Origin of the sequence: Citrobacter sp. Cs237, assembly GCF_030332325.1 — a bacterium.
In the GTDB taxonomy this organism is placed as follows: Bacteria; Pseudomonadota; Gammaproteobacteria; order Enterobacterales; family Enterobacteriaceae; genus Citrobacter_A; species Citrobacter_A sedlakii.
In genome coordinates this window covers 1-25,090 of record NZ_JAOWIB010000066.1, presented here as the reverse complement: position 1 = coordinate 25,090, position 25,090 = coordinate 1, and the positions used below count along the sequence as shown (strand labels likewise).

At 53.3% G+C, this 25,090-nt stretch carries 22 protein-coding genes and 1 rRNA gene; 19 read left to right on the top strand and 4 right to left on the bottom strand.

What is annotated here, in order from left to right; all coding sequences use genetic code 11:
- Positions 1 to 51 precede the first annotated feature (51 nt).
- Together mreB and csrD are read right to left on the bottom strand one after the other, a co-directional pair.
- Complete coding sequence (gene mreB, locus OGY07_RS02030) at positions 52 to 1,095, bottom strand: rod shape-determining protein MreB (protein WP_000913396.1); 1,044 nt, start codon at positions 1,093 to 1,095, stop codon at positions 52 to 54.
- Positions 1,096 to 1,403: 308 nt separating this feature from the next.
- Complete coding sequence (gene csrD / locus OGY07_RS02025; RefSeq protein WP_042291991.1) at positions 1,404 to 3,344, bottom strand: RNase E specificity factor CsrD; 1,941 nt, start codon at positions 3,342 to 3,344, stop codon at positions 1,404 to 1,406.
- A 205-nt stretch (positions 3,345 to 3,549) separates the two neighbouring features.
- On the opposite strand from csrD, the gene acuI reads away from it, so the two are divergent.
- The 13 genes from acuI to OGY07_RS01960 all read left to right on the top strand — a co-directional run bounded on the left by acuI (position 3,550) and on the right by OGY07_RS01960 (position 14,843).
- On the top strand, positions 3,550 to 4,524 hold the full coding sequence (acuI, locus tag OGY07_RS02020; RefSeq protein ID WP_199957661.1) for an acrylyl-CoA reductase (NADPH): 975 nt from the start codon (positions 3,550 to 3,552) through the stop codon (positions 4,522 to 4,524).
- A 105-nt stretch (positions 4,525 to 4,629) separates the two neighbouring features.
- Positions 4,630 to 5,634 (top strand): protein-methionine-sulfoxide reductase catalytic subunit MsrP, encoded by a 1,005-nt coding sequence (gene msrP, locus OGY07_RS02015; RefSeq protein WP_042291996.1) that lies wholly within the window; start codon positions 4,630 to 4,632, stop codon positions 5,632 to 5,634.
- The gene (msrQ, locus tag OGY07_RS02010) at positions 5,635 to 6,234 is read left to right on the top strand and encodes a protein-methionine-sulfoxide reductase heme-binding subunit MsrQ (protein WP_042291999.1); all 600 of its coding nucleotides are present in this window, start codon (positions 5,635 to 5,637) and stop codon (positions 6,232 to 6,234) included.
- A 383-nt stretch (positions 6,235 to 6,617) separates the two neighbouring features.
- Positions 6,618 to 7,085 carry an acetyl-CoA carboxylase biotin carboxyl carrier protein gene (gene accB, locus OGY07_RS02005; protein ID WP_042292003.1) on the top strand — a complete coding sequence of 156 codons (468 nt, stop codon included), beginning with the start codon at positions 6,618 to 6,620 and terminating at the stop codon, positions 7,083 to 7,085.
- A 10-nt stretch (positions 7,086 to 7,095) separates the two neighbouring features.
- Positions 7,096 to 8,445, top strand: coding sequence for an acetyl-CoA carboxylase biotin carboxylase subunit (accC, locus tag OGY07_RS02000; RefSeq protein ID WP_042292006.1), 1,350 nt, complete (start codon positions 7,096 to 7,098; stop codon positions 8,443 to 8,445).
- Between the two features lie 108 nt (positions 8,446 to 8,553).
- On the top strand, positions 8,554 to 8,796 hold the full coding sequence (locus OGY07_RS01995) for a YhdT family protein (RefSeq protein WP_060571036.1): 243 nt from the start codon (positions 8,554 to 8,556) through the stop codon (positions 8,794 to 8,796).
- Positions 8,786 to 10,237: a sodium/pantothenate symporter gene (gene panF / locus OGY07_RS01990; RefSeq protein ID WP_181822459.1), complete on the top strand. Its 1,452-nt coding sequence runs from the start codon at positions 8,786 to 8,788 to the stop codon at positions 10,235 to 10,237. Before OGY07_RS01995 ends, panF begins: the two co-directional genes overlap by 11 nt.
- A gap of 11 nt (positions 10,238 to 10,248) precedes the next feature.
- Positions 10,249 to 11,130, top strand: a complete 882-nt coding sequence (gene prmA / locus OGY07_RS01985; protein ID WP_286598369.1) for a 50S ribosomal protein L11 methyltransferase — start codon at positions 10,249 to 10,251, stop codon at positions 11,128 to 11,130.
- A 143-nt stretch (positions 11,131 to 11,273) separates the two neighbouring features.
- The gene (locus OGY07_RS01980; protein WP_286598367.1) at positions 11,274 to 12,014 is read left to right on the top strand and encodes a carbonic anhydrase; all 741 of its coding nucleotides are present in this window, start codon (positions 11,274 to 11,276) and stop codon (positions 12,012 to 12,014) included.
- Between the two features lie 326 nt (positions 12,015 to 12,340).
- On the top strand, positions 12,341 to 13,306 hold the full coding sequence (dusB, locus tag OGY07_RS01975; RefSeq protein WP_286598365.1) for a tRNA dihydrouridine synthase DusB: 966 nt from the start codon (positions 12,341 to 12,343) through the stop codon (positions 13,304 to 13,306).
- A 23-nt stretch (positions 13,307 to 13,329) separates the two neighbouring features.
- A complete protein-coding gene (fis, locus tag OGY07_RS01970; RefSeq protein WP_000462905.1) occupies positions 13,330 to 13,626 on the top strand; it encodes a DNA-binding transcriptional regulator Fis in 297 nt (98 codons plus the stop codon).
- Positions 13,627 to 13,711: 85 nt separating this feature from the next.
- Positions 13,712 to 14,596, top strand: coding sequence for an adenine-specific DNA-methyltransferase (yhdJ, locus tag OGY07_RS01965; RefSeq protein ID WP_042292021.1), 885 nt, complete (start codon positions 13,712 to 13,714; stop codon positions 14,594 to 14,596).
- Between the two features lie 82 nt (positions 14,597 to 14,678).
- Positions 14,679 to 14,843 carry a DUF2556 family protein gene (locus tag OGY07_RS01960; RefSeq protein WP_042292024.1) on the top strand — a complete coding sequence of 55 codons (165 nt, stop codon included), beginning with the start codon at positions 14,679 to 14,681 and terminating at the stop codon, positions 14,841 to 14,843.
- Positions 14,844 to 14,870: 27 nt separating this feature from the next.
- Here the strand turns inward: OGY07_RS01960 and envR are convergent, their stop codons facing one another.
- Positions 14,871 to 15,533, bottom strand: a complete 663-nt coding sequence (gene envR / locus OGY07_RS01955; protein ID WP_286598361.1) for an acrEF/envCD operon transcriptional regulator — start codon at positions 15,531 to 15,533, stop codon at positions 14,871 to 14,873.
- Positions 15,534 to 15,939: 406 nt separating this feature from the next.
- On the opposite strand from envR, the gene OGY07_RS01950 reads away from it, so the two are divergent.
- From OGY07_RS01950 to OGY07_RS01925, 6 genes are all read left to right on the top strand, one after another.
- Positions 15,940 to 17,103 (top strand): efflux RND transporter periplasmic adaptor subunit, encoded by a 1,164-nt coding sequence (locus tag OGY07_RS01950; protein ID WP_286598359.1) that lies wholly within the window; start codon positions 15,940 to 15,942, stop codon positions 17,101 to 17,103.
- 11 nt (positions 17,104 to 17,114) lie between these two features.
- Positions 17,115 to 20,228, top strand: coding sequence for an efflux RND transporter permease subunit (locus OGY07_RS01945; protein WP_042292031.1), 3,114 nt, complete (start codon positions 17,115 to 17,117; stop codon positions 20,226 to 20,228).
- Between the two features lie 520 nt (positions 20,229 to 20,748).
- Complete coding sequence (locus tag OGY07_RS01940) at positions 20,749 to 21,774, top strand: amino acid ABC transporter substrate-binding protein (protein WP_286598353.1); 1,026 nt, start codon at positions 20,749 to 20,751, stop codon at positions 21,772 to 21,774.
- A gap of 69 nt (positions 21,775 to 21,843) precedes the next feature.
- Complete coding sequence (locus tag OGY07_RS01935) at positions 21,844 to 23,025, top strand: amino acid ABC transporter permease (protein ID WP_286598351.1); 1,182 nt, start codon at positions 21,844 to 21,846, stop codon at positions 23,023 to 23,025.
- 9 nt (positions 23,026 to 23,034) lie between these two features.
- Entirely contained in the window at positions 23,035 to 24,138 is a 1,104-nt protein-coding gene (locus OGY07_RS01930) for an amino acid ABC transporter permease (protein WP_286598523.1), read from the top strand.
- A gap of 7 nt (positions 24,139 to 24,145) precedes the next feature.
- Positions 24,146 to 24,904, top strand: coding sequence for an amino acid ABC transporter ATP-binding protein (locus OGY07_RS01925; protein WP_286598348.1), 759 nt, complete (start codon positions 24,146 to 24,148; stop codon positions 24,902 to 24,904).
- 104 nt (positions 24,905 to 25,008) lie between these two features.
- Here the strand turns inward: OGY07_RS01925 and rrf are convergent.
- Positions 25,009 to 25,090: ribosomal RNA gene (gene rrf, locus OGY07_RS23430) — 5S ribosomal RNA — on the bottom strand; the annotation flags it as partial.

The window sequence follows — 25,090 nt, the reverse complement described above, 5'->3', positions numbered from 1 at the left end:
TCTCGTATCAGATTCGGCAGAGGCGCCAGACACGCCCCTGCCTGCATCCGATTACTCTTCGCTGAACAGGTCGCCGCCGTGCATGTCGATCATTTCCAGCGCTTTGCCGCCGCCACGCGCCACACAGGTCAGCGGGTCTTCAGCGACAACAACTGGAATACCGGTTTCTTCCATTAACAGGCGGTCAAGATTGCGCAGCAGCGCGCCACCGCCGGTGAGCACCATGCCGCGCTCGGAGATATCAGACGCCAGTTCCGGCGGGCACTGCTCCAGCGCAACCATCACCGCGCTCACGATACCGGTCAGCGGTTCCTGCAGCGCTTCCAGGATTTCATTGGAGTTCAGGGTAAAGCCGCGTGGAACGCCTTCCGCCAGGTTACGACCACGTACTTCGATTTCGCGCACTTCGTCACCCGGGTAAGCGGAACCGATTTCGTGCTTAATACGTTCTGCGGTCGCTTCACCGATCAGAGAGCCGTAGTTACGGCGGACGTAATTGATGATTGCTTCGTCGAAGCGGTCGCCGCCGATACGCACAGAGGACGAATAAACGACGCCGTTCAGAGAGATAACGGCCACTTCCGTCGTCCCGCCACCGATATCCACCACCATGGAACCGGTTGCCTCAGAAACCGGCAGGCCTGCGCCGATAGCGGCAGCCATTGGCTCTTCGATCAGGAACACTTCACGGGCGCCTGCGCCCTGCGCGGATTCACGAATAGCACGGCGTTCAACCTGGGTCGCGCCAACCGGCACACACACCAGCACGCGCGGGCTTGGACGCATAAAGCTGTTGCTATGCACTTGCTTGATGAAGTGCTGGAGCATTTTTTCAGTCACGAAGAAGTCGGCGATCACGCCGTCTTTCATGGGGCGAATCGCAGCAATATTGCCCGGCGTACGGCCCAGCATCTGCTTCGCGTCATGACCTACTGCAGCCACGCTTTTCGGCGAACCGGCACGATCCTGACGAATGGCCACAACGGAAGGCTCATTCAATACGATGCCTTGTCCTTTTACATAAATAAGGGTATTCGCGGTACCCAGGTCAATGGACAAGTCATTGGAAAACATGCCACGAAATTTTTTCAACATACTAAGGGATAATCCTGAAAGCTGGGGCGGAAAACAAAATCCGCTTACTTTACCAACCACACGCAGCAGCGACAAGGCGCAAAAATCATCTGCTACGGTGAAAATTAGTGCAGTTCGTTTCCTCTGTTACAAATCTCTACCTGAGTCCCTCAGGGCTGAGCTTTTCAGCAGCAATCCTCGCTTTCATTTGCAACCTGTTTAAGGTCATTCACCTGCATATGTGCTGCAACACCCTGGCGAGCAGACAAGCACACCCCCATGAAAGCACAGCGCGCGTTATTCTACGTGAAAACTGAACAAACGGCAGGTCAAACCGAGTATCTTTGAGAATATTTTTTCACGTTTGTATCCAGCGGTTGGGAGGAGGCAAAGAAATCCCCCTGTCCGCCCGCAACGCCGCGGGCTGTCAGCGTCTGCCACTCGCCACGCGACCGTACGCCTGTCGCGTAAACCTGGGTATGGGTGCCCGAACAGGCTTCCACCAGGCTTTGCACCAGTAACTGGTTCTCTGTTCGCTTCTCAATGTTTCTGACCAATCCCGGATGGAGCTTGAGTAATTCCACATTGAGCTCTTTGATCCAACTGGTGCTGACCAACGTTAAACCCGCCTGGGTTACCGCCACCCGAACGCCTAACGCATTCACCAGACGAATAACTGGCTGTAACCGGCTGATGTGTTGACCCACATCTGCCTCTGCAAGTTCAATAATTATGCGTTTACGTTGTGATTTTTCACACTGCATCAAGGTATCACGCAGCCAGCGTTGAAAACGCGGGCGAATCAGCGACTCTACGGTGACCTGAATCGCCAGATTTTCTTCCGGCCAGTAGCCCAGGAGCGGAATGACCCGGCTGATCTGCAGACGGTCATACTCTTCCGACAGGCCGAACTGAAGCACCATCGGCATATATTCCGCCGAGCTAACCTCTTCATGGCCGTCAAAAATGCGGCACATCAGTTCCCGGTGGTGAACGCGCCCTTCGCGGGTAACCGCTGGCTTTTGATAAATGCGCGGCCCGCCGCGACTGAGCATTTGTTCAATGAGGGTGCGCCAGCGTACGTTGCCGCGCCCTTTTTCCGGCAGCGTATCATCGTACACCGCCCAACTATTTCCGCCCTGCAATACCGCGTTGCGGGTGGCCGCTTCCGCATGTTCCATCACCTGTTCGGTCGACTGGCCGCTACGCCAGGCGCAAATGCCGATATGGAACATATCGTCGCGATCGAGCATTTTATTGGTTGGCAGCGCATCGACCGCTTTCAGAAGTTGCCCGGCGACGCTCTCCGCCTCTTTCAGGGTACGGTGCGGCAGCAGCACGGCGAAGTCACTGCGATGGTAACGCGCCAGCAGCGCGCCCGGAAAGCGCAGGATAAAGGTGGATAACAAATTGATCAGACTGAACAGTTCTTCTTCGGCGAGGTTGCGGCCCCAACTGTCACGCAGCAAATTGAAGTCCGGCAGACGAATCATCATCACCACCCCATGAGCGCCGACCTTTTCTTGATCGTCCAGCAGTGTCGCCAGTTGGTTATCAAAAAAGAGACGGTTGCTGAGGCCGGTTTTGGTGTCCTGAGCCGCGTACGAGCGAATAAGCGTATCGAGTCGGCTGCGTTGCTCCTGCGCGCTCTGGATCTCGGAGAGCAGCATGTCCAGCGCGCTGCTGGTGCGCGCCGGCCATTCATACACGCTGCCGCGAACATTCGGTCCGCGCTCGCCGTTCAGGATCCGCGTAGAACGCACCTCCAGTAGTTCCTGGCCGGAAAGTTGACGCTGCAGCCAGCGCACCGCCAGAAACAGCATCAGGATAATAAAACCGATCGCCAGCGTGAGCGGCGCGGTGGTCATCAGCGAATGAAAATAATTCCCCATCGGATCCTGATAAACCAGATCCATCGTCATGCCCGGATGTTTTAACAGCGGTACCGACAGTTCCCGGAACATATTACTGGTGCCAACCGGACGGTAGCTGCTGGCGCGCGTCTGGGTAAAGATCGTTTTTTCACCCTGGCGCAAATCAAGCCGGACGATATCCGCAGACATCATCAGTTCGTTGATGTGTGGTGACAGCGCGTTGTAATCGCGCGAAACGAGATGCGTATCGATGGCAGTGGCGACCGCCTGCACGCGATGACTCATTTTGTACTGGATGGCATTGTAAAAACTCAGCGAGCAGCCGATCAGGGTGACAAAAATGGTCAACCCGGTGAGTAGCGTAACAAAAGCTGAGAATTTCGTCGTTAATCGCATCCTTGTGTTAACTCCGCCAGTAAATTGCGACACGAAAATGCATAACCAAACGCGAAATCCGCCTGGTTGCGCAAAGAGTGAGTGCATACTACCAAATCAGGTGTATCTGGCAATTTATTGCGTTGAATCGACGTCACGTTTCAATTAGCGAGTATAGTCTTCAGGAATCATTTTCCAATCCACTACGCAACATTGAGGACAGGTTATGCAGGCTTTGATATTGGAACAGCAGGACGGTAAAACCCTCGCATCCGTGCAGACGCTTGAAGAAAGCCGGTTGCCGGAAGGCGATGTTACCGTGGACGTGCACTGGTCCAGTCTGAACTACAAAGATGCGCTCGCGATCACCGGAAAGGGAAAAATAATTCGTCATTTTCCGATGATTCCTGGAATTGATTTCGCTGGTACTGTGCGCACAAGCGAGGATCCGCGTTTTCATGCCGGTCAGGACGTTTTACTGACCGGATGGGGCGTTGGCGAGAATCATTGGGGCGGTCTGGCCGAGCAGGCGCGCGTCAAAGCGGACTGGCTGGTGGCGATGCCGAAAGGCCTGGATAGCCGTAAGGCAATGGTGATCGGTACGGCGGGCTTCACCGCCATGCTCTGCGTAATGGCTCTGGAAGAGGCCGGTATCCGTCCTGAAGATGGCGAAATCGTGGTGACCGGCGCCAGCGGCGGCGTGGGCAGTACGGCTGTCGCCCTGCTGCATAAGCTGGGTTATCAGGTCGTTGCCGTATCGGGTCGTGAAAGCACCCATGCTTATCTGAAACAACTTGGCGCCCAGCGCATTTTAGGACGCGACGAGTTCGCCGAGTCTCGCCCGCTGGAAAAACAGCTGTGGGCAGGCGCGGTGGATACCGTTGGCGATAAGGTGCTGGCAAAAGTTCTGGCACAGATGAACTACGGGGGTTGCGTGGCGGCCTGTGGCCTGGCGGGCGGTTTTGCCCTGCCGACAACGGTGATGCCGTTTATTCTGCGCAACGTGCGTTTGCAGGGTGTGGATTCCGTGATGACGCCGCCCGCCCGCCGCGCCCAGGCCTGGGAACGACTGGTTCGTGACCTGCCGGAAAGCTTCTACGCGCAAGCCACAACGGAGATCGCGCTGGCCGACGCGCCGAAATTCGCCGACGCCATCATGAACAATCAGGTTCAGGGCCGTACGCTGGTTAAGGTTAAATAAGCCGTAGCGCTGCAAAAATTTACATTTAAATAACGAAATTTCTCAGCGCATTGACAGACTCCCTGCCATAGTAACTACGCGTTACGCGTATGCCGGGAGTCTGTTATGAAAAAATACCGTCCACTTACTGAAGCCGATGTCACCGCCGAATCGGCTTTTTTTATGCATCGCCGCCAGGTGCTTAAAGCCCTGGGCATCAGCGCTGCCGCCCTCTCGCTCCCTACAACGGCGCAGGCCGATCTGTTGGGATGGTTTAAAGGCAACGATCGCCCCCCCGCGCCTGCCGGAAAGCCGCTCGACTTCAGTAAACCCAGCGAGTGGCAAAACAGCCTGCCCTTAACGCCGGAAGATAAGGTCACTGGCTATAACAACTTCTATGAATTCGGACTGGATAAAGCCGATCCGGCGGCCAATGCCGGCAGCATGAAAACCGATCCCTGGACGCTGAAAATCAGCGGAGAGGTCGCTAAACCCCTGACGCTGGACCACGACGCCTTAACCACCCGCTTTCCTTTAGAAGAACGCATTTACCGGATGCGCTGCGTCGAGGCCTGGTCAATGGTGGTACCGTGGATTGGCTTTCCTTTACACAAGCTGCTCGCACTTGTCGAACCCACCAGCAATGCCCGTTATGTGGCGTTCGAGACGCTTTACGCGCCGGACGATATGCCAGGACAAAAAGATCGTTTTATCGGCGGCGGGTTGAAGTATCCCTACGTTGAAGGCCTGCGGCTTGACGAAGCCATGCACCCGCTTACCCTGCTCACCGTTGGCGTATACGGTAAAGCGCTACCGCCGCAAAACGGCGCGCCCATCCGTCTGACAGTGCCGTGGAAATATGGCTTCAAAGGCATTAAATCGATCGTTAGCATCAAACTCACCCGCGAACGACCGCCGACCACCTGGAATCTCGCCGCTCCGGATGAGTACGGTTTTTACGCCAACGTGAATCCGCACGTCGATCATCCGCGCTGGTCGCAGGCCACGGAGCGATTTATCGGTACGGGCGGGATCCTTGACGTTAAGCGCCAGCCGACCTTGCTGTTCAACGGCTATGGCGAGCAGGTGGCGTCGTTATACCGGGGACTGGATCTGCGGGAGAACATATAAGTGCGGCTGAATGCAAAACAGATTACCTGGCTGAAAATCCTCCTTCATCTGGCGGGGATTGTGCCGTTGCTTTGGCTGTTCTGGGCAATTAACAGCGGCGGGTTAAGCGCCGATCCGGTGAAAGATATTCAACATTTTACCGGTAGGACCGCTCTGAAATTTCTCCTGGCGACCTTGTTGGTCACGCCGCTGGCGCGTTACGCTAAACAGCCCTTATTGATACGCACGCGGCGTTTGCTGGGGCTATGGTGTTTTGCCTGGGCCACGCTGCATTTAACCAGCTATGCGCTGTTGGAGCTGGGCATTCAGAATCTGGGTTTACTGGGCCGCGAATTGATTACGCGCCCGTATTTGACGCTGGGCATTATCAGTTGGCTTATTTTGCTGGCGCTGACGCTGACCTCCACGCAGGCGGCGCAGCGCAAGCTGGGCAAACGCTGGCAATTGCTGCATAACGTCGTCTATCTGGTGGCGATCCTCGCCCCTTTACATTATCTCTGGTCAGTGAAGGTTTTATCCCCGCAACCCGTTATTTACGCCCTGCTGGCGCTGGCGCTTTTAGCCTGCCGTTACAAGAAGTTTCGCCAGTGGTGGCGCTAGTTCAGCGAAGTGTGCTGTCGGTTACAAAACGCAGAGACTCAGATGTTATTTACGTGTTAGCGGTTGATTATCTTCCCTGATAAGACCAGTATTTAGCTGCCAATTGCTACGAAATCGTTATAATGTGCGACCCTGACCTCCCGGAAGGCGTTTTTAAGCCGCTGAAAGGGTGACAATCGCGCTTTGAAGGTATATTTTGTTTTTTGCCGGAGGATTGCCGCAAATCGCAGCATTTTGACCGACAAGTCGCACTTGAGGCGTAAAGGCGAAATAGACCGACGTCCTGACAGGCAAACGCGCTGTTGCCGTTGGGACTCACGCTTTACAGACAGCGGTAACCCCTCTGTCACAATCACACTAAACAAAGAGTACGGAACCCACTCATGGATATTCGTAAGATTAAAAAACTGATCGAGCTGGTTGAAGAATCAGGCATCTCCGAACTGGAAATTTCTGAAGGCGAAGAATCTGTACGCATCAGTCGTGCAGCGCCGGCAGGCAGCTTCCCGGTTATGCAACAGGCTTACGCTGCGCCAGTGATGCAGCAGCAACCGGCTCTGTCTAACGCAGTTGCTCCGGCAGCAGAAGCGCCGGCAGCCGCCGCAGCGGAAATCAGTGGTCACATCGTACGTTCCCCAATGGTTGGTACTTTCTACCGCACCCCGAGCCCGGACGCCAAAGCGTTCATCGAAGTGGGTCAGAAAGTCAACGTCGGCGATACCCTGTGCATCGTCGAAGCCATGAAAATGATGAACCAGATCGAAGCAGACAAATCAGGTACTGTGAAAGCGATCCTGGTCGAAAGTGGTCAGCCGGTAGAATTTGACGAGCCGCTGGTCGTCATCGAGTAACGAGGCGAACATGCTGGATAAAATTGTTATCGCCAACCGTGGCGAGATTGCACTGCGTATTCTTCGTGCCTGTAAAGAACTGGGCATCAAGACCGTGGCCGTGCACTCAAGCGCGGACCGCGATTTAAAACACGTATTGCTGGCGGATGAGACGGTCTGTATTGGCCCGGCTCCGTCCGTAAAAAGCTATCTGAACATCCCGGCGATCATCAGCGCCGCCGAAATCACCGGCGCGGTCGCGATTCACCCGGGTTACGGCTTCCTCTCTGAGAACGCCAACTTTGCCGAGCAGGTTGAACGTTCCGGCTTTATCTTCATCGGCCCGAAAGCCGACACTATTCGCCTGATGGGCGACAAAGTGTCTGCGATTACCGCCATGAAGAAAGCAGGCGTACCGACTGTACCGGGTTCTGACGGCCCGCTGACTGACGACATGGATGCAAACCGTGCACATGCTAAACGCATTGGCTACCCGGTGATCATCAAGGCGTCCGGCGGCGGCGGCGGTCGCGGTATGCGCGTAGTGCGCAGCGACGCTGAACTGGCACAGTCCATCTCCATGACCAAAGCGGAAGCGAAAGCAGCTTTCAGCAATGATATGGTGTACATGGAAAAATACCTGGAAAACCCACGCCACATCGAAATTCAGGTGCTGGCTGACGGTCAGGGTAACGCGATCTATCTGGCAGAACGTGACTGCTCCATGCAGCGTCGTCACCAGAAAGTGGTCGAAGAAGCACCAGCACCGGGCATTACCCCGGAACTGCGTCGCTACATCGGCGAGCGTTGTGCCAAAGCGTGTGTCGACATCGGCTATCGCGGGGCGGGTACCTTCGAATTCCTGTTCGAAAACGGCGAGTTCTACTTCATTGAGATGAATACCCGTATTCAGGTTGAACATCCGGTTACCGAAATGATTACCGGTGTCGATCTGATCAAAGAACAGCTGCGTATCGCAGCCGGTCAGCCCCTGTCCATCAAACAGGAAGAAGTTGTGGTTCGCGGCCATGCGGTGGAATGCCGTATCAACGCCGAAGACCCGAATACCTTCCTGCCAAGCCCCGGCAAAATCACGCGTTTCCATGCGCCTGGCGGTTTTGGCGTGCGCTGGGAGTCCCATATCTACGCCGGTTACACCGTACCGCCGTACTATGATTCCATGATCGGCAAGCTCATCTGCTACGGCGAAAACCGTGACGTGGCGATTGCCCGCATGAAGAACGCCCTGCAGGAGCTGATCATCGACGGTATCAAAACCAACGTTGATTTGCAGACCCGCATTATGAACGACGAGCACTTCCAGAATGGTGGCACGAACATCCACTACCTGGAGAAAAAACTCGGTCTGAACGAGAAGTAAGTCAGCGTTTATGCGAAAAGGCCGGGCAACCCGGCCTTTTTTATTTCTGGGGATCGCCAGGCCCCATCATGTACAATCCCCGCTTTCTTCATCCACAAGGGACAAAAAATGGACAAACGTTTTGTTCAGGCCCATAAAGAAGCGCGCTGGGCGCTGTGGCTGACCCTTCTTTATCTTGCTGCATGGTTAGTGACCGCTTACTTACCAGGCGTAGCGCCGGGTTTCACCGGGCTGCCCCATTGGTTTGAGATGGCCTGCCTGTTGACGCCGCTGATCTTCATTCTGCTGTGCTGGGCAATGGTAAAATTTATCTATCGCGACATTCCGCTGGAGGATGACGATGCAGCTTGAAGTCATTCTGCCGCTGGTTGCCTACCTGGTTGTGGTATTTGCCATTTCTGTTTATGCCATGCGTAAAAGGCAGACCGGCTCATTTCTGAATGAATATTTCCTCGGCAGCCGCTCAATGGGCGGGGTTGTGCTGGCCATGACCCTGACCGCGACCTATATCAGCGCCAGTTCATTTATTGGTGGCCCGGGCGCCGCCTATAAATACGGGCTGGGCTGGGTTCTGCTGGCAATGATTCAGCTCCCCGCTGTCTGGCTCTCGCTGGGCGTCCTCGGTAAAAAGTTCGCCATTCTCGCGCGCCGTTATAATGCCGTGACCCTTAATGACATGCTGTTTGCCCGCTACCAAAGCCGACTGCTGGTGTGGCTGGCGAGTCTCAGCCTGCTGGTGGCCTTTGTCGGGGCGATGACAGTGCAGTTCATCGGCGGCGCGCGGCTGCTGGAAACGGCGGCGGGTATTCCTTACGAAACCGGGCTGCTGATTTTCGGGGTCAGTATCGCGCTGTACACCGCCTTTGGCGGCTTTCGCGCCAGCGTGCTGAACGACACCTTGCAAGGGTTGGTGATGCTTATTGGTACGATCGTTCTGCTGGTCGGTATCGTGCACGCCGCAGGCGGTTTAGGACACGCGGTTGCAACCCTCGAGGCCATTAATCCGCAACTGATCTCCCCTCAGGGAGCGGATGATATTCTGTCTCCCGCCTTTATGACCTCGTTCTGGGTGTTGGTGTGCTTTGGCGTGATTGGGCTACCGCATACGGCGGTACGCTGTATTTCGTATAAAGACAGCAAGGCCGTGCATCGCGGGATGATCATCGGCACCATCGTGGTCGCGATCCTGATGTTCGGGATGCACCTTGCGGGCGCGCTGGGACGCGCGGTGATCCCGGACCTGACGGTGCCGGATCTGGTGATTCCCACGCTGATGGTCAAGGTGTTGCCGCCTTTCGCTGCCGGGATCTTCCTGGCTGCGCCAATGGCGGCGATTATGTCGACGATCAATGCGCAATTGCTGCAGAGTTCCGCTACGATCATTAAAGATCTCTACCTCAATATTCGCCCGGATCACGCGGAAAATGAGACGCGGCTGAAGCGTATGTCCGCGGCGATCACCTTGATCCTGGGAGCGCTGTTATTGCTGGCGGCCTGGAAGCCGCCAGAGATGATTATCTGGCTGAATCTGCTGGCGTTTGGCGGACTGGAAGCGGTATTCCTGTGGCCTCTGGTGCTTGGGCTGTACTGGGAGCGCGCAAACGCAACCGGGGCGTTGAGCGCGATGATCGTCGGTGGTGGGCTATACGCCATCCTCGCCACCCTGAATATTCAGTATCAGGGCTTTCACCCGATAGTGCCCTCGCTACTGCTAAGTCTGCTGGCCTTTCTGGTCGGAAACCGTTTCGGTTCCCCCGCACCACAGGCCGCCGTATTGTCTACTGATAAATAAAGAGTTTTGCCATGCCATGGATCCAATTAAAACTGAATGCCACCGGTACGAATGCGGAAGATCTGAGTGATGCGTTAATGGAAGCAGGCGCTGTTTCCATTACCTTCCAGGATACCCACGACACGCCGGTTTTCGAGCCATTGCCGGGCGAAACCCGCCTGTGGGGCGACACTGATGTGATCGGCCTGTTTGACGCCGAGACGGACATGAAAGAGGTGGTCGCGATTCTCGAGAATCATCCGCTGCTTGGCGCGGGTTTTGCCCATAAAATCGAACAGTTAGAAGATAAAGACTGGGAGCGCGAATGGATGGAAAACTTCCACCCGATGCGCTTTGGCGAACGCCTGTGGATCTGCCCCAGCTGGCGTGAAGTCCCCGACGAAAACGCGGTCAACGTCATGCTCGACCCGGGACTGGCATTCGGCACCGGCACACATCCAACGACCTCCCTGTGCCTGCAATGGCTGGACAGCCTCGATTTAACCGGTAAAACCGTGATCGACTTCGGCTGTGGCTCCGGCATTCTGGCGATTGCGGCGCTGAAGCTTGGGGCGGCGAAAGCCATCGGCGTGGACATTGATCCGCAGGCGATTCAGGCCAGTCGCGACAACGCCGAACGTAACGGCGTTTCCGATCGCCTGGCGCTTTACCTGCCGCAGGATCAACCAGAAGCCCTGAAAGCCGACGTGGTAGTCGCTAATATCCTTGCTGGCCCGTTACGCGAGCTGGCGCCGTTAATCAGCGTCCTGCCCGTTACAGGCGGTTTGCTGGGCCTTTCCGGTATCCTCGCCAGCCAGGCGGAAAGCGTCTGCGAAGCCTATGCCGACCTCTTCGCCCTCGATCCGGTAGTGGAAAAAGAGGAGTGGTGCCGGATCACCGGAATAAAACAGTAATCCCTTTTTTCCAATATGGCCTGTTCGCAGGCCTTTTTTTCGGTTTTTTACCTCTTCTCCATCGCCTTCCATTCGCTAAAATAGTGACGTAACCAATTGAAGTTACACATATAAAAATCATATACATTCATTGGAAGAATACGATGAACCATTCTTTGAGCAAGGTAGCGCTTCTGGCGCTAAGTATCATGCCGTTTACGGCACTGGCCTCACACTGGACCTATGAAGGCGAAGGCGCCCCGGAGCACTGGGGTACGCTGAGTGAGGAATATAAAACCTGTCAGACAGGAATGAATCAGTCCCCTGTTAATATCGACCATACGGTCGATGCCCATTTGAGTCCGCTGGCTACCCACTATGTTGATGGCCCTGTCACGCTGATCAACAACGGGCATACCATTCAGGCCGGGTTAAAATCCACCACTGCGGATACCGTAACGATCGATGGCCAACCATTCACGTTGCAGCAGTTTCACTTCCATGCGCCGAGCGAAAACACCGTTCACGGTAAGCATTACGCCATGGAGATGCATCTGGTGCATAAAGATGCGAAAGGGGCGATTACCGTCGTCGCCGTCATGTTCGACAAAGGTGCCGCCAATAGCGAACTGGAAAAGCTGTGGGCGACGATGCCGGAAAAAGCCGCTCAGGACGTCAAGATTACCACCCAGATGGACCTGAACGCGCTGTTGCCAAAAGAGAAATCTTACTGGCGTTTCAGCGGCTCTCTGACCACACCGCCCTGCTCTGAAGGCGTGACCTGGATCGTTCTTAAGCATCCGCTGACCCTCTCTGCGGCACAACTGGAGAAGTTCAGCCACACCATGCACCATGACAATAGCCGCCCGGCACAGCCGCTGAATGGCCGCGTGGTGGTTGAGTAAACGACGACACGGTAAACGTTCATGCCTGAAATGAGAGCATAGTCACACTATGACCTGCTAATCTGCTGGTTAATTCAGCAGATTATCTTGTCAGCTCCTGTGGTATCGAAGAAAAAATGAGAAGTTACGCAAAATAATACGCGTACAGAAATTCGACACATTTTTTTAATTTAATGATTTATAAAGCTAATTATTCAAGTCACCTTCGTTTAACGGTGATTCTTTGATCCATCTCAGAGGATTGGTCAAAGTTTGGCCTTTCATCTCGTGCAAAAAATGCGTAATATACGCCGCCTTGCAGTCACAGTATGGTCATTTCTTAACTCATGCGCATCGGACAATACCAGCTCAGAAATCGCCTGATCGCAGCGCCAATGGCTGGCATCACTGACAGACCCTTTCGGACGCTGTGCTACGAGATGGGAGCAGGATTGACCGTATCCGAGATGATGTCTTCTAACCCGCAGGTTTGGGAAAGCGACAAGTCCCGGCTACGGATGGTGCACGTTGATGAGCCAGGAATTCGCACGGTGCAAATTGCCGGTAGCGACCCTGTTGAGATGGCCGATGCCGCACGTATCAACGTGGAAAGCGGCGCCCAGATTATTGATATCAATATGGGGTGTCCGGCTAAAAAAGTGAATCGCAAGCTCGCAGGTTCAGCCCTCTTGCAGTACCCGGAATTAGTGAAGTCAATACTAACCGAGGTCGTCAGAGCAGTGGACGTTCCTGTCACCCTGAAGATTCGCACCGGCTGGGCTCCGGAACACCGTAACTGCGTAGAGATTGCCCAACTGGCTGAAGACTGTGGCATTCAGGCTCTGACCATTCATGGACGCACCCGCGCCTGTTTGTTCAATGGAGATGCTGAGTACGACAGTATTCGGGCAGTTAAGCAGAAAGTTTCCATTCCGATTATCGCGAATGGCGACATTACTGACCCGCTTAAAGCCAGAGCTGTGCTCGACTATACGGGGGCTGATGCCCTGATGATAGGCCGCGCAGCTCAGGGAAGACCCTGGATCTTCCGGGAAATCCAGCATTATCTGGACACTGGGGAGCTGCTGTCCCCCCTGCCTTTGGCAGAGGTTAAGCGCTTGCTTTGTGCGCATATTCGGGAATTGCATGACTTTTATGGCCAGGCAAAAGGGTACCGAATTGCGCGTAAACACGTCTCCTGGTATCTCCAGGAGCACGCTCCAAATGACCAGTTTCGGCGCACATTCAACGCCATTGAGGATGCCAGCGAACAGCTGGAGGCGTTGGAGGCATACTTCGAAAATTTTGCGTAATGAAATAAAGAGCTGACAGAACTATGTTCGAACAACGCGTAAATTCTGACGTACTGACCGTTTCTACCGTTAACTCTCAGGATCAGGTAACTCAAAAGCCCCTGCGTGACTCGGTTAAACAGGCACTGAAGAACTATTTTGCTCAACTGAACGGTCAGGATGTTAATGACCTCTATGAGCTGGTACTGGCTGAAGTTGAACAGCCCCTGTTGGACATGGTGATGCAATACACCCGCGGTAACCAGACCCGTGCTGCTCTGATGATGGGCATCAACCGTGGTACGCTGCGTAAAAAATTGAAAAAATACGGCATGAACTGATACTAATCAGTTAACTGTCTGATATAAAAGGCGCTACTCGGCATGGGGAAGCGCCTTTTTTATACGCATTTCTTGTGGAGTAGAGATGAAAACGGGAGTTGAACCACACTACTTTGGCAATGAATCGACGTCGGTCATTCACGGAGATGCGTTAGCCGAACTCAAGAAATTACCCACTGAAAGCGTCGACTTAATTTTTGCCGATCCGCCCTATAACATCGGAAAAGATTTTGACGGCATGCGGGAAGCCTGGGACGCGGACGTTTTCCTCGCCTGGCTGTTCGAATGCATTGAAGAGTGTCATCGGGTACTGAAAAAGCAGGGCACGATGTACATTATGAACAGCACCGAGAACATGCCATATATTGATCTCAAGTGCCGGAATCTGTTTACCATCAAGAGCCGGATCGTCTGGTCCTACGACAGCTCAGGCGTACAGGCAAAGAAATATTTCGGCTCAATGTACGAACCGATCCTGATGATGGTAAAAGACGCCAAAAATTACACCTTCAATAGCGAAGCGATTCTGGTTGAGACAAAAACCGGCGCTAAACGAGCGTTGATCGACTACCGTAAAAACCCGCCTCAGCCCTACAACACGCAAAAAGTCCCGGGAAACGTCTGGGAGTTTCCCCGTGTGCGTTACCTGATGAATGAATATGAAAACCATCCGACGCAAAAGCCTGTCGCCCTGTTAAAGCGGATCGTATTGGCCTCCTCAAACCCTGGCGATACCGTTCTTGATCCTTTCGCGGGCAGCTTTACCACCGGCGCGGTGGCGCTGGAGACAGGACGGAAGTTCATTGGTATTGAGGTAAATGATGAATACGTCAAGATAGGCCTGCGACGCATGAATGTGACCTCGCACTTCACCAGCGATGAGCTTGCGAAAGTGAAAAAACGGAAGACGAAAAATTTGTCGAAAAAGAGCCGGACGGGGCCCAAAACGCTCAGCGTCGTGACAAAGTAAAAGCATTGTAAGCCCGCTTTTCAGAGCGCATTTTTCGTGTATATTTCCAGCACGCTTGGGCATGAATACACAGGATTGGACAATGATTCGCAAGTATTGGTGGCTGGTTGTTTTTGCGGTCTCCGTTTTTATCTTTGATGCGTTACTGATTCAGTGGATCGAGCTTATCACCACGGAATCCGACAAGTGTCGCAACATGGACTCGGTGAATCCCCTTAAGTTGGTCAACTGTGCCGACCTGCAATAGCGTCACGTTTTTGAATTGGGGAAATGATTATATTTCCCCGTGAATATTGGTTGGTTTTATTAATTGCCTGACATTTCCGTCCGGGCTTAACATGCTTAATACGTTATCCACCAGCGCAGGCGCCTGCTCATAAAGATTATAACTGGCAGGGTTCATTAACCAGTTTTTAAGGATGCCGCTAAAACTGCCGCAAATAATGATTAAGGCCACGTCCAGATCAAGGGTTCCGGGTATCATGCCCTCCGCCATACAGGCCTGTAATGCCTCGCGTAACGCCTGCTGGTTAAAACCTATTTTCTCACGTATTTCCCGCTCAGATATCATGTCATCCTGAAATTCACATTTATGATATAAGATTTGTAATAAAGCCTGCTGTCGTGGAACTTCGGCAATATATTGCAATGCGACGATAAACTTCTCACGCAGTTGTTGTAACGGGTTTTCTGCATTCGGCGCAGTGACTCGTTCCTGAATAAGATCGCGCAAAGGGGGTTGCTGCTGCCACACTTCGTTAAACAACTGCGTCTTGTTGCTGAAGTGCCAGTAGATTGCGCCACGCGTGACCTGGGCGGCGTCGGCAATATCATTGAGCGTGGTGTTGCCTACGCCCCGTGCGGCAAACTGTGTAATGGCCGTTTCAATTAAATGTTGTCGCGTTTTAAGGGCATCAGCCTTGGTTTTTTTTGCCATGGAGTATCACATCAGAGTCGGAGTAATTATTACGCCAGTAAAGCCGTTCTGGAAAAGCCGACTGTAACATCTCAGACCCGCGCACACGAAATAAAAGCCTGTTTGTGACGCACAAATCATTCAAACAAATAGAGTGCACGAATGCTAATAGATAAATTATTCACACAAAGAATGTATATTTCAAAATATATTAACTCGCAATAAATAATGTCTAAATTCGACAGGACAATACGGTAAGCCAGTGTTCCTTTTTTGTTTTTACGTGCCGTTGCGCCAACCTAAAAATAAGTATTACTTACATCGCGACCCAATAATTTGTAGGATAGCAAGCTGTTATTTTTTCGCGCACGTTACCGCCTTACCGTTATCCGGTAAATAACGAGCTATTGGTTTTTAAGGAACAGTAATGACGAAACATGCCAGGTTTTCACTCCTGCCCTCATTCATTATCATCTCTGCTGCGCTGCTGGCCGGTTGTAACGATCAGGGAGAGCAACAAGCGCATGCCAGCGAGCCGCATGTGACCGTACACGTGGTCAACACCGCGCCATTAGCCGTGACCACAGAATTACCGGGACGCACCACAGCCTTCCGCATTGCCGAGGTTCGCCCGCAGGTTAGCGGTATTGTCCTTAAACGGAATTTCACCGAAGGTAGCGATGTCGAGGCAGGACAGTCGCTTTACCAGATCGATCCAGCAACCTATCAGGCCGACTATGACAGTGCGAAAGGCGAGCTGGCGAAAAGCGAAGCCGCTGCCGCCATCGCCCATTTGACGGTGAAACGCTATGTTCCGCTGGTTGGTACAAAGTACATCAGCCAACAGGAATACGATCAGGCCATTGCCGATGCGCGCCAGGCTGATGCCGCCGTCACAGCTGCAAAAGCCGCGGTGGAAAGCGCGCGTATCAATCTCGCTTATACCAAAGTCACCTCGCCGATAAGCGGACGGATTGGCAAATCAAGCGTCACCGAAGGCGCACTGGTGACTAACGGGCAGGCGACGGAACTGGCAACCGTACAGCAGCTCGACCCTATTTACGTCGATGTGACCCAGTCCAGCAACGACTTCATGCGTCTGAAAGAATCTCTCGAACAAGGCAGTCTGCACAAGGATAACGCCAGCAGTAGCGTCGAGCTGGTCATGGAAAATGGCCAAGCGTATCCGCTAAAAGGCGCTTTACAGTTCTCTGATGTCACCGTTGACGAAAGCACCGGCTCAATCACCTTACGCGCCGTGTTCCCTAACCCGCAGCACACATTACTGCCGGGCATGTTTGTCCGCGCGCGTATCGATGAAGGCGTGCAGCCAAACGCGATCCTCGTACCACAGCAAGGCGTCACACGAACCCCGCGCGGCGATGCCACGGTACTGGTCGTGAACAACGAAAGCAAAGTGGAATCCCGCCCCGTCATCGCTTCGCAGGCAATTGGCGACAAATGGCTGATAAGCGAAGGGTTACAGCCTGGCGATCGGGTGATCGTGAGCGGGTTGCAAAAAGCGCGTCCAGGCACCAAAGTGAAAGCCACGCCGGATACCGAAGCCCCTGCCGCACAAGCGGCGCCATAAGGTAAACGGACATGGCAAACTTTTTTATCAGGCGTCCTATTTTTGCCTGGGTACTGGCCATCATTCTGATGCTGGCGGGCGCCCTGGCCATTATGCAACTGCCCGTTGCGCAGTACCCCACCATCGCTCCACCGGCGGTTTCGATTTCCGCAAACTATCCGGGGGCAGATGCCCAGACGGTACAAGATACCGTGACTCAGGTTATCGAACAGAATATGAACGGTATCGATAACCTGATGTATATGTCCTCCACCAGCGACTCTGCGGGAAGCGTAACCATCACGCTGACCTTCGAGTCGGGTACCGATCCGGATATCGCTCAGGTTCAGGTTCAGAACAAACTGCAGCTGGCGACGCCGCTCCTGCCGCAGGAAGTTCAGCAGCAGGGAATTAGCGTTGAGAAGTCGAGCAGTAGCTTCCTGATGGTTGCAGGCTTTGTTTCCGATAATCCTCAGACCACCCAGGACGATATCTCCGACTATGTCGCCTCAAACGTTAAAGACTCCATCAGCCGTCTGAACGGCGTCGGTGACGTTCAACTGTTTGGCGCGCAGTATGCGATGCGCATCTGGCTGGATGCCAATCTCCTGAACAAATACCAGCTCACGCCGGTAGATGTTATCAACCAGTTGAAAGTGCAGAACGACCAAATCGCGGCCGGTCAGCTTGGCGGGACGCCCGCCCTGCCGGGACAACAGCTTAACGCCTCGATCATTGCGCAGACGCGCCTGAAAGATCCCGAAGAATTCGGCAAAGTCACGCTGCGCGTAAACAGCGACGGCTCCGTCGTGCGGTTGAAAGATGTCGCGCGCATTGAGCTTGGCGGAGAAAACTATAATGTTGTCGCTCGCATTAACGGTAAACCGGCATCCGGTCTGGGGATTAAACTGGCTACTGGCGCCAACGCCCTTGATACTGCCACCGCCATTAAGGCCAAACTGGTCGAGCTACAGCCCTTCTTCCCGGCGGGAATGAAAGTGGTTTACCCGTATGACACCACCCCGTTTGTGAAAATCTCCATTCATGAAGTGGTGAAAACACTTTTCGAAGCAATCGTACTGGTATTCCTGGTGATGTATCTGTTCCTGCAGAACATCCGCGCCACGCTGATCCCGACCATTGCCGTTCCGGTTGTCCTGTTGGGAACGTTTGCGGTACTGGCGGCATTTGGTTACTCGATAAACACCCTGACCATGTTCGGCATGGTGCTCGCCATCGGCCTGTTGGTCGATGACGCGATAGTGGTGGTTGAAAACGTCGAACGCGTGATGATGGAAGATAAGTTGCCCCCACGGGAAGCCACTGAGAAGTCCATGTCGCAGATTCAGGGCGCCCTGGTGGGGATCGCAATGGTGCTCTCCGCCGTGTTCATCCCGATGGCCTTCTTTGGCGGATCGACAGGCGCAATCTACCGCCAATTCTCCATCACCATTGTGTCGGCAATGGCGCTCTCGGTGCTGGTCGCGTTGATTCTCACGCCTGCGCTCTGCGCGACGTTGCTTAAACCCGTCTCCGCTGAGCATCATGAGAAAAAGAGCGGTTTCTTCGGCTGGTTTAACGCCAAATTCGATCATAGCGTCAACCATTACACCAATAGCGTCAGCGGCATTGTCCACAACACCGGTCGTTACCTGCTAATCTATCTGCTGATTGTTGTCGGGATGGCGCTCCTGTTCGTACGCTTGCCGACATCCTTCTTGCCTGAAGAGGATCAGGGCGTGTTTCTGACCATGATCCAACTTCCTGCCGGGGCAACGCAGGAGCGCACGCAAAAAGTGCTGGATCAAGTGACCCATTATTATCTGGACACCGAGAAAGCCAACGTTGAAAGCGTCTTTACCGTGAACGGCTTTAGCTTCAGCGGTCAGGGACAAAACTCGGGGATGGCCTTTGTGAGCCTCAAGCCCTGGGAGGAGCGTAGCGGCGAAGAAAACAACGTTGAATCGATTATCGCCCGGGCGACTCGCGCTTTCAGCCAGATCCGGGATGGCATGGTTTTCCCTTTCAACATGCCAGCAATTGTCGAGCTGGGTACCGCAACGGGCTTCGACTTTGAGCTTATCGACCAGGCGGGGCTGGGGCATAACGCGTTAACCCAGGCGAGAAACCAACTTTTAGGAATGGTGGCTCAACATCCTGAAACGTTAGTACGCGTTCGCCCGAATGGGCTGGAAGACACTGCGCAGTTTAAGCTGGACGTCGATCAGGAAAAAGCGCAGGCGCTGGGCGTCTCGCTGTCCGATATCAACGAGACAATCTCTGCGGCGCTGGGCGGCTACTACGTTAACGACTTCATTGACCGTGGTCGTGTGAAGAAAGTCTATGTTCAGGCCGACGCCCAGTTCCGCATGTTGCCGGAGGACATCGATAATCTGTATGTGCGGAGCGCAAATGGAGAGATGGTGCCGTTCTCTACGTTTAGTTCGTCACACTGGATTTACGGTTCGCCGCGTCTGGAACGTTACAACGGCCTGCCTTCAATGGAGATCCTGGGGGAAGCCGCCCCTGGAACCAGTTCCGGTGAGGCGATGGCCTTAATGGAAAGCATGGCTTCCAATCTTCCTGTGGGGATTGGCTATGACTGGACAGGAATGTCGTATCAGGAGCGGCTCTCCGGAGACCAGGCGCCAGCGCTAATCGCCATCTCGTTTGTCGTCGTCTTCCTTTGCCTGGCCGCACTGTATGAAAGCTGGTCGATACCTTTCTCGGTGATGCTGGTTGTGCCGTTAGGTATTGTGGGGGTATTGCTCGCCGCAACGTTATTTGGGCAAAAGAATGACGTTTACTTTATGGTTGGGCTGTTAACCACCATTGGCCTGTCCGCGAAGAACGCGATCCTGATTGTCGAATTCGCGAAAGACTTAATGGATAAAGAAGGCAAAGGCGTTATTGAAGCGACCCTCTCTGCGTCACGTATGCGTTTACGTCCAATTCTCATGACGTCACTGGCCTTTATACTTGGCGTATTGCCGCTTGCGATCAGTAATGGCGCGGGTAGCGGCGCGCAAAATGCGGTCGGTATCGGCGTGATGGGCGGCATGGTTTCAGCAACCCTGCTGGCAATCTTCTTTGTGCCTGTCTTCTTCGTGGTCGTCAGAGGACGTTTTGGACGAACCCGCCAGTAACCGTGTCAACAAAGGCGTCTCAGGACGCCTTTGTGACATCCTGCCTTGTTCTTACTTTATGAATCGAATCATTATTTTGTTCTGTCCGGCAGGGTGTCATTACGTTTTTACCTGTATCACCATAATTAAGCCGTTTGAAAATGATTTCTGGTATCACCTTTAATTATTTTTTTCTCTTCATTGATTTACTTTTCTGTGAGCTCTGTAAATTTCCTACTGCTCATTTACGAAATACTTTTCTATTACTCACCCTGTCGATATTCACGTCCGAAATTAGTATTTCGATTTAGTGAATATGTTAAAAATATTTTGCTCCAAAATGTGGCTTACGTTTCATTTTCGCCCTATTTAAGGGCGCTGCATGTATTTAATCCTGTCTACACTCTGGATATTGCGTCGTGCACGCTGACGCAAAACTTGGCACTCCCTTTGCTTATAAGAGTACGGCCAGGCCACAGACAGGTTTAAAACGTTGCGTAACGTTCTCTATAACAATAATTCTCGCCACACAGGATGCATTATGAAAAAGATGATGATCGCCACGCTGGCTGCCGCCGGCGTGCTGCTTACGGTTGCAAATCAGGTACATGCGGGTGCAACCCTGGATGCCGTAAAAAAGAAAGGCTTCGTACAATGTGGGATCAGTGATGGGCTGCCCGGCTTTTCTTACGCCGACGCGGAGGGGAAATTCTCGGGCATTGATGTCGACGTATGTCGCGGTGTCGCTGCTGCTGTGCTCGGCGACGACAGCAAAGTGAAATACACCCCGCTGACGGCCAAAGAGCGCTTCACCGCGTTACAGTCCGGCGAAGTGGATCTTCTCTCGCGGAATACGACCTGGACCTCCTCGCGTGACGCCGGGATGGGCATGTCATTTACCGGCGTAACCTATTACGACGGCATCGGTTTTCTGACACACAACAAAGCGGGTCTGAAAAGCGCGAAAGAACTTGATGGTGCGACTGTTTGTATACAGGCAGGAACAGACACTGAGCTGAACGTGGCTGACTATTTTAAAGCGAATAAGATGAAGTATACCCCAGTGACCTTTGATCGCTCTGACGAGTCGGCAAAAGCGCTGGAGTCAGGACGTTGTGATACCCTCGCCTCCGACCAGTCTCAGCTTTACGCTCTGCGCATTAAGCTAAGTAACCCAGGCGAATGGATCGTCCTGCCGGAGGTAATCTCCAAAGAGCCGCTTGGCCCTGTTGTCCGTCGCGGCGATGATGAATGGTTTGCTGTTGTACGCTGGGCGTTGTTTGCGATGCTTAATGCTGAAGAGATGGGCGTCACGTCGAAAAACGTTGATGAGAAAGCGGCTAACCCCGCGACGCCGGATATGGCTCATCTGTTAGGCAAAGAAGGGGATTACGGTAAAGACCTGAAACTCGATAACAAGTGGGCATATAACATCATCAAGCAGGTGGGTAATTACGCTGAGATCTTTGAACGTAACGTGGGATCGGAAAGCCCGTTGAAGATCAAACGTGGGCAAAACAATCTCTGGAATAACGGCGGCATCCAGTACGCACCACCCGTACGTTAAGTCGTTGTGCTGTAACGAGCGCCGCACAGGCGGCGCTCAGTCCAGAGTCATGGTTACCGAGGCTTTCTTATGTTCCATCGCCGCTCTCACGCAAAAGGATCGCTCTCCTTTTCTCATCCTGTGGTCCGCGCGTGGCTGTTTCAAATTATCGCCATTCTTGCGGTCGTCGCCGTGGTTATTTACCTTGTTCACAATACGATTAATAACCTGAGCAATCGCGGCATTACTTCAGGTTTTGCGTTTCTTGACCGCAGTGCCGGGTTTGGTATTGTCCAGCACCTGATTGACTATCAACAGGGTGATACTTACGGGCGCGTTTTTCTGGTTGGTTTGCTTAACACTTTGTTGGTTTCCGCATTGTGTATTGTGTTTGCCTCCGTTCTCGGCTTTTTTCTCGGGCTGGCACGCCTTTCCGATAACTGGTTACTGCGCAAACTGTCGACGGTGTATATTGAGATCTTCCGCAACGTCCCCCCGCTTTTGCAAATATTTTTCTGGTACTTCGCGGTGTTACGCAATTTGCCCGGCCCGCGGCAGGCTGTCAGCGCGCTGGATACCGTGTTTCTGAGTAACCGGGGTCTCTATATTCCCTCTCCGCAATTGGGAGAAGGCATACTGCCTTTTACGATCTCAATTGCGCTCGCCGTTGCGATTTCCGTTGGGCTGTTTCGCTTCAATAAAATGCACCAGACAAAAACAGGACAGTTACGTAAAACCTGGCCTACTGCGCTGGGGCTGATTGTCCTGTTGCCACTGTTCGCCCACTGGCTTTTTGGCGCTGCGCTTCATTGGGACATCCCCGAATTGCGGGGGTTTAACTTCCGTGGCGGAATGGTGCTTATCCCCGAACTGGCGGCGTTGACGCTGGCACTGTCGGTTTATACCTCGGCGTTTATTGCGGAAATCATTCGCGCGGGGATTCAGGCGGTGCCGTATGGTCAACATGAAGCAGCGCGCTCGCTGGGGCTTCCAAACACGGTCACCCTACGTCAGGTCATTATTCCTCAGGCGCTGCGGGTGATTATCCCGCCGTTAACCAGCCAGTACCTCAATATTGTTAAGAATTCCTCGCTGGCCGCCGCGATTGGTTATCCCGATATGGTTTCGCTGTTCGCGGGAACGGTTCTGAATCAGACAGGACAGGCCATTGAAACTATCGCCATCACCATGTCGGTGTATCTGATCATCAGCCTGAGCATCTCACTGCTGATGAATATTTATAACCGCCGCATCGCCCTCGTTGAGCGCTAAGGAAGCATGATGACAAAAGTCCTGCTGTCACATCCCGCGCATCCGGCCAGTCATGGTCATGGCCGAATCGTGGCCTGGGTGCGTAAAAATCTTTTTTCCAGCGTATTGAATAGCCTACTGACAATCTTATGCCTGTGGCTGATGTGGGAGCTTATTCCTCCCTTCGTAAACTGGGCGTTTTTGCAGGCCAATTGGGTCGGTTCTGCTCGTGCGGACTGCACGCAATCAGGCGCATGCTGGGTGTTCATCCATGAACGCTTCGGCCAGTTTATGTTTGGCCTTTATCCGCACGAGCAACGCTGGCGGATCAAGCTGGCGCTGTTTGTCGGGCTGGTCTCAATTGTTCCGATGTTCTGGAACAGGATGCCCCGGCGCGGACGTTATATTGCTGTCTGGGCAGTCATCTACCCGTTAGTGGTCTGGTGGTTGTTGTATGGCGGTTTGCTTGGGCTGGAGCGGGTTGAAACGCGCCAGTGGGGAGGGCTGACCCTGACCTTAATCATCGCCTCTGTCGGGATCGCTGGGGCGTTACCCTTAGGGATTCTTCTGGCTCTGGGGCGCCGCTCCCCTATGCCCGTTGTCCGGATCTTATCTGTTATTTTCATTGAGTTCTGGCGAGGCGTGCCGCTGATCACCGTCCTGTTTATGTCATCGGTTATGCTGCCATTGTTCATGGAAGAAGGAACAAGTATCGATAAACTCATTCGGGCGTTGGTAGGGGTGATTCTGTTTCAGTCCGCCTATGTCGCGGAAGTTGTTCGTGGTGGGCTTCAGGCGCTGCCAAAGGGTCAATATGAAGCGGCGGAATCGTTAGCTCTTGGCTACTGGAAAATGCAAGGGTTGGTCATTCTTCCTCAGGCCCTGAAGATGGTTATTCCGGGCCTGGTCAACACCATCATCGCGCTGTTTAAAGATACCAGTCTGGTCATCATCATCGGCCTGTTCGATCTCTTTAGTAGCGTGCAACAAGCTACGGTTGACCCTGCCTGGCTGGGTATGTCCACCGAAGGCTATGTTTTTGCCGCTCTGATTTACTGGATTTTTTGCTTCAGCATGTCGCGCTACAGCCAGTATCTGGAAAAGCGCTTTAACACCGGGCGTACGCCGCACTGAGGATTCTATGAGCCAACTTTTAATGCCATCTGCCGACGCGATGATTACGCTGGAAAACGTTAATAAATGGTACGGGCAGTTCCATGTTTTAAAGGATGTTAACCTGAGCGTAAGACAGGGAGAACGCATTGTTTTATGTGGTCCTTCCGGATCGGGGAAATCAACGACGATCCGCTGCATTAATCATCTCGAAGAACATCAACAAGGACGTATCGTTGTGGATGGTATCGAGCTGAATGAGGACATTCGTAATGTCGAACGCGTCAGGCAGGAGGTTGGAATGGTGTTCCAGCATTTTAATCTCTTTCCGCATCTCACTGTTCTGCAAAACTGTACGCTGGCTCCCATTTGGGTACGTAAAATGCCGACAAAAGAGGCCGAAGCCCTGGCGATGCACTATCTCGAACGCGTTCGTATAGCGGAGCATGCTCATAAATTCCCGGGCCAGATCTCGGGCGGTCAGCAGCAGCGCGTAGCGATTGCTCGCTCGCTGTGCATGAAACCGAAAATCATGCTGTTTGATGAACCTACTTCAGCGTTGGACCCTGAAATGGTTAAAGAAGTGTTGGATACCATGATTGGCCTGGCACAGTCGGGGATGACAATGCTTTGCGTCACGCATGAGATGGGGTTTGCCAGAACCGTGGCAGACAGAGTGATCTTCATGGACCGGGGAGAGATTGTAGAGCAGGCTCCGCCAGATGAGTTCTTCGCGCATCCGAAATCAGAACGTACGCGAGCGTTCCTGTCGCAGGTCATTCATTAAACGCTTGTTTTGCCCGGTGGCGCCACGCTTACCGGGCCTATAGATTCATAGGGTTCCAAACGCAAAAAGGCCATCCTTTCGGATGGCCTTCTCACTTAATTGATGTCTGGCAGTTCCCTACTCTCGCATGGGGAGACCCCACACTACCATCGGCGCTACGGCGTTTCACTTCTGAGTTCGGCATGG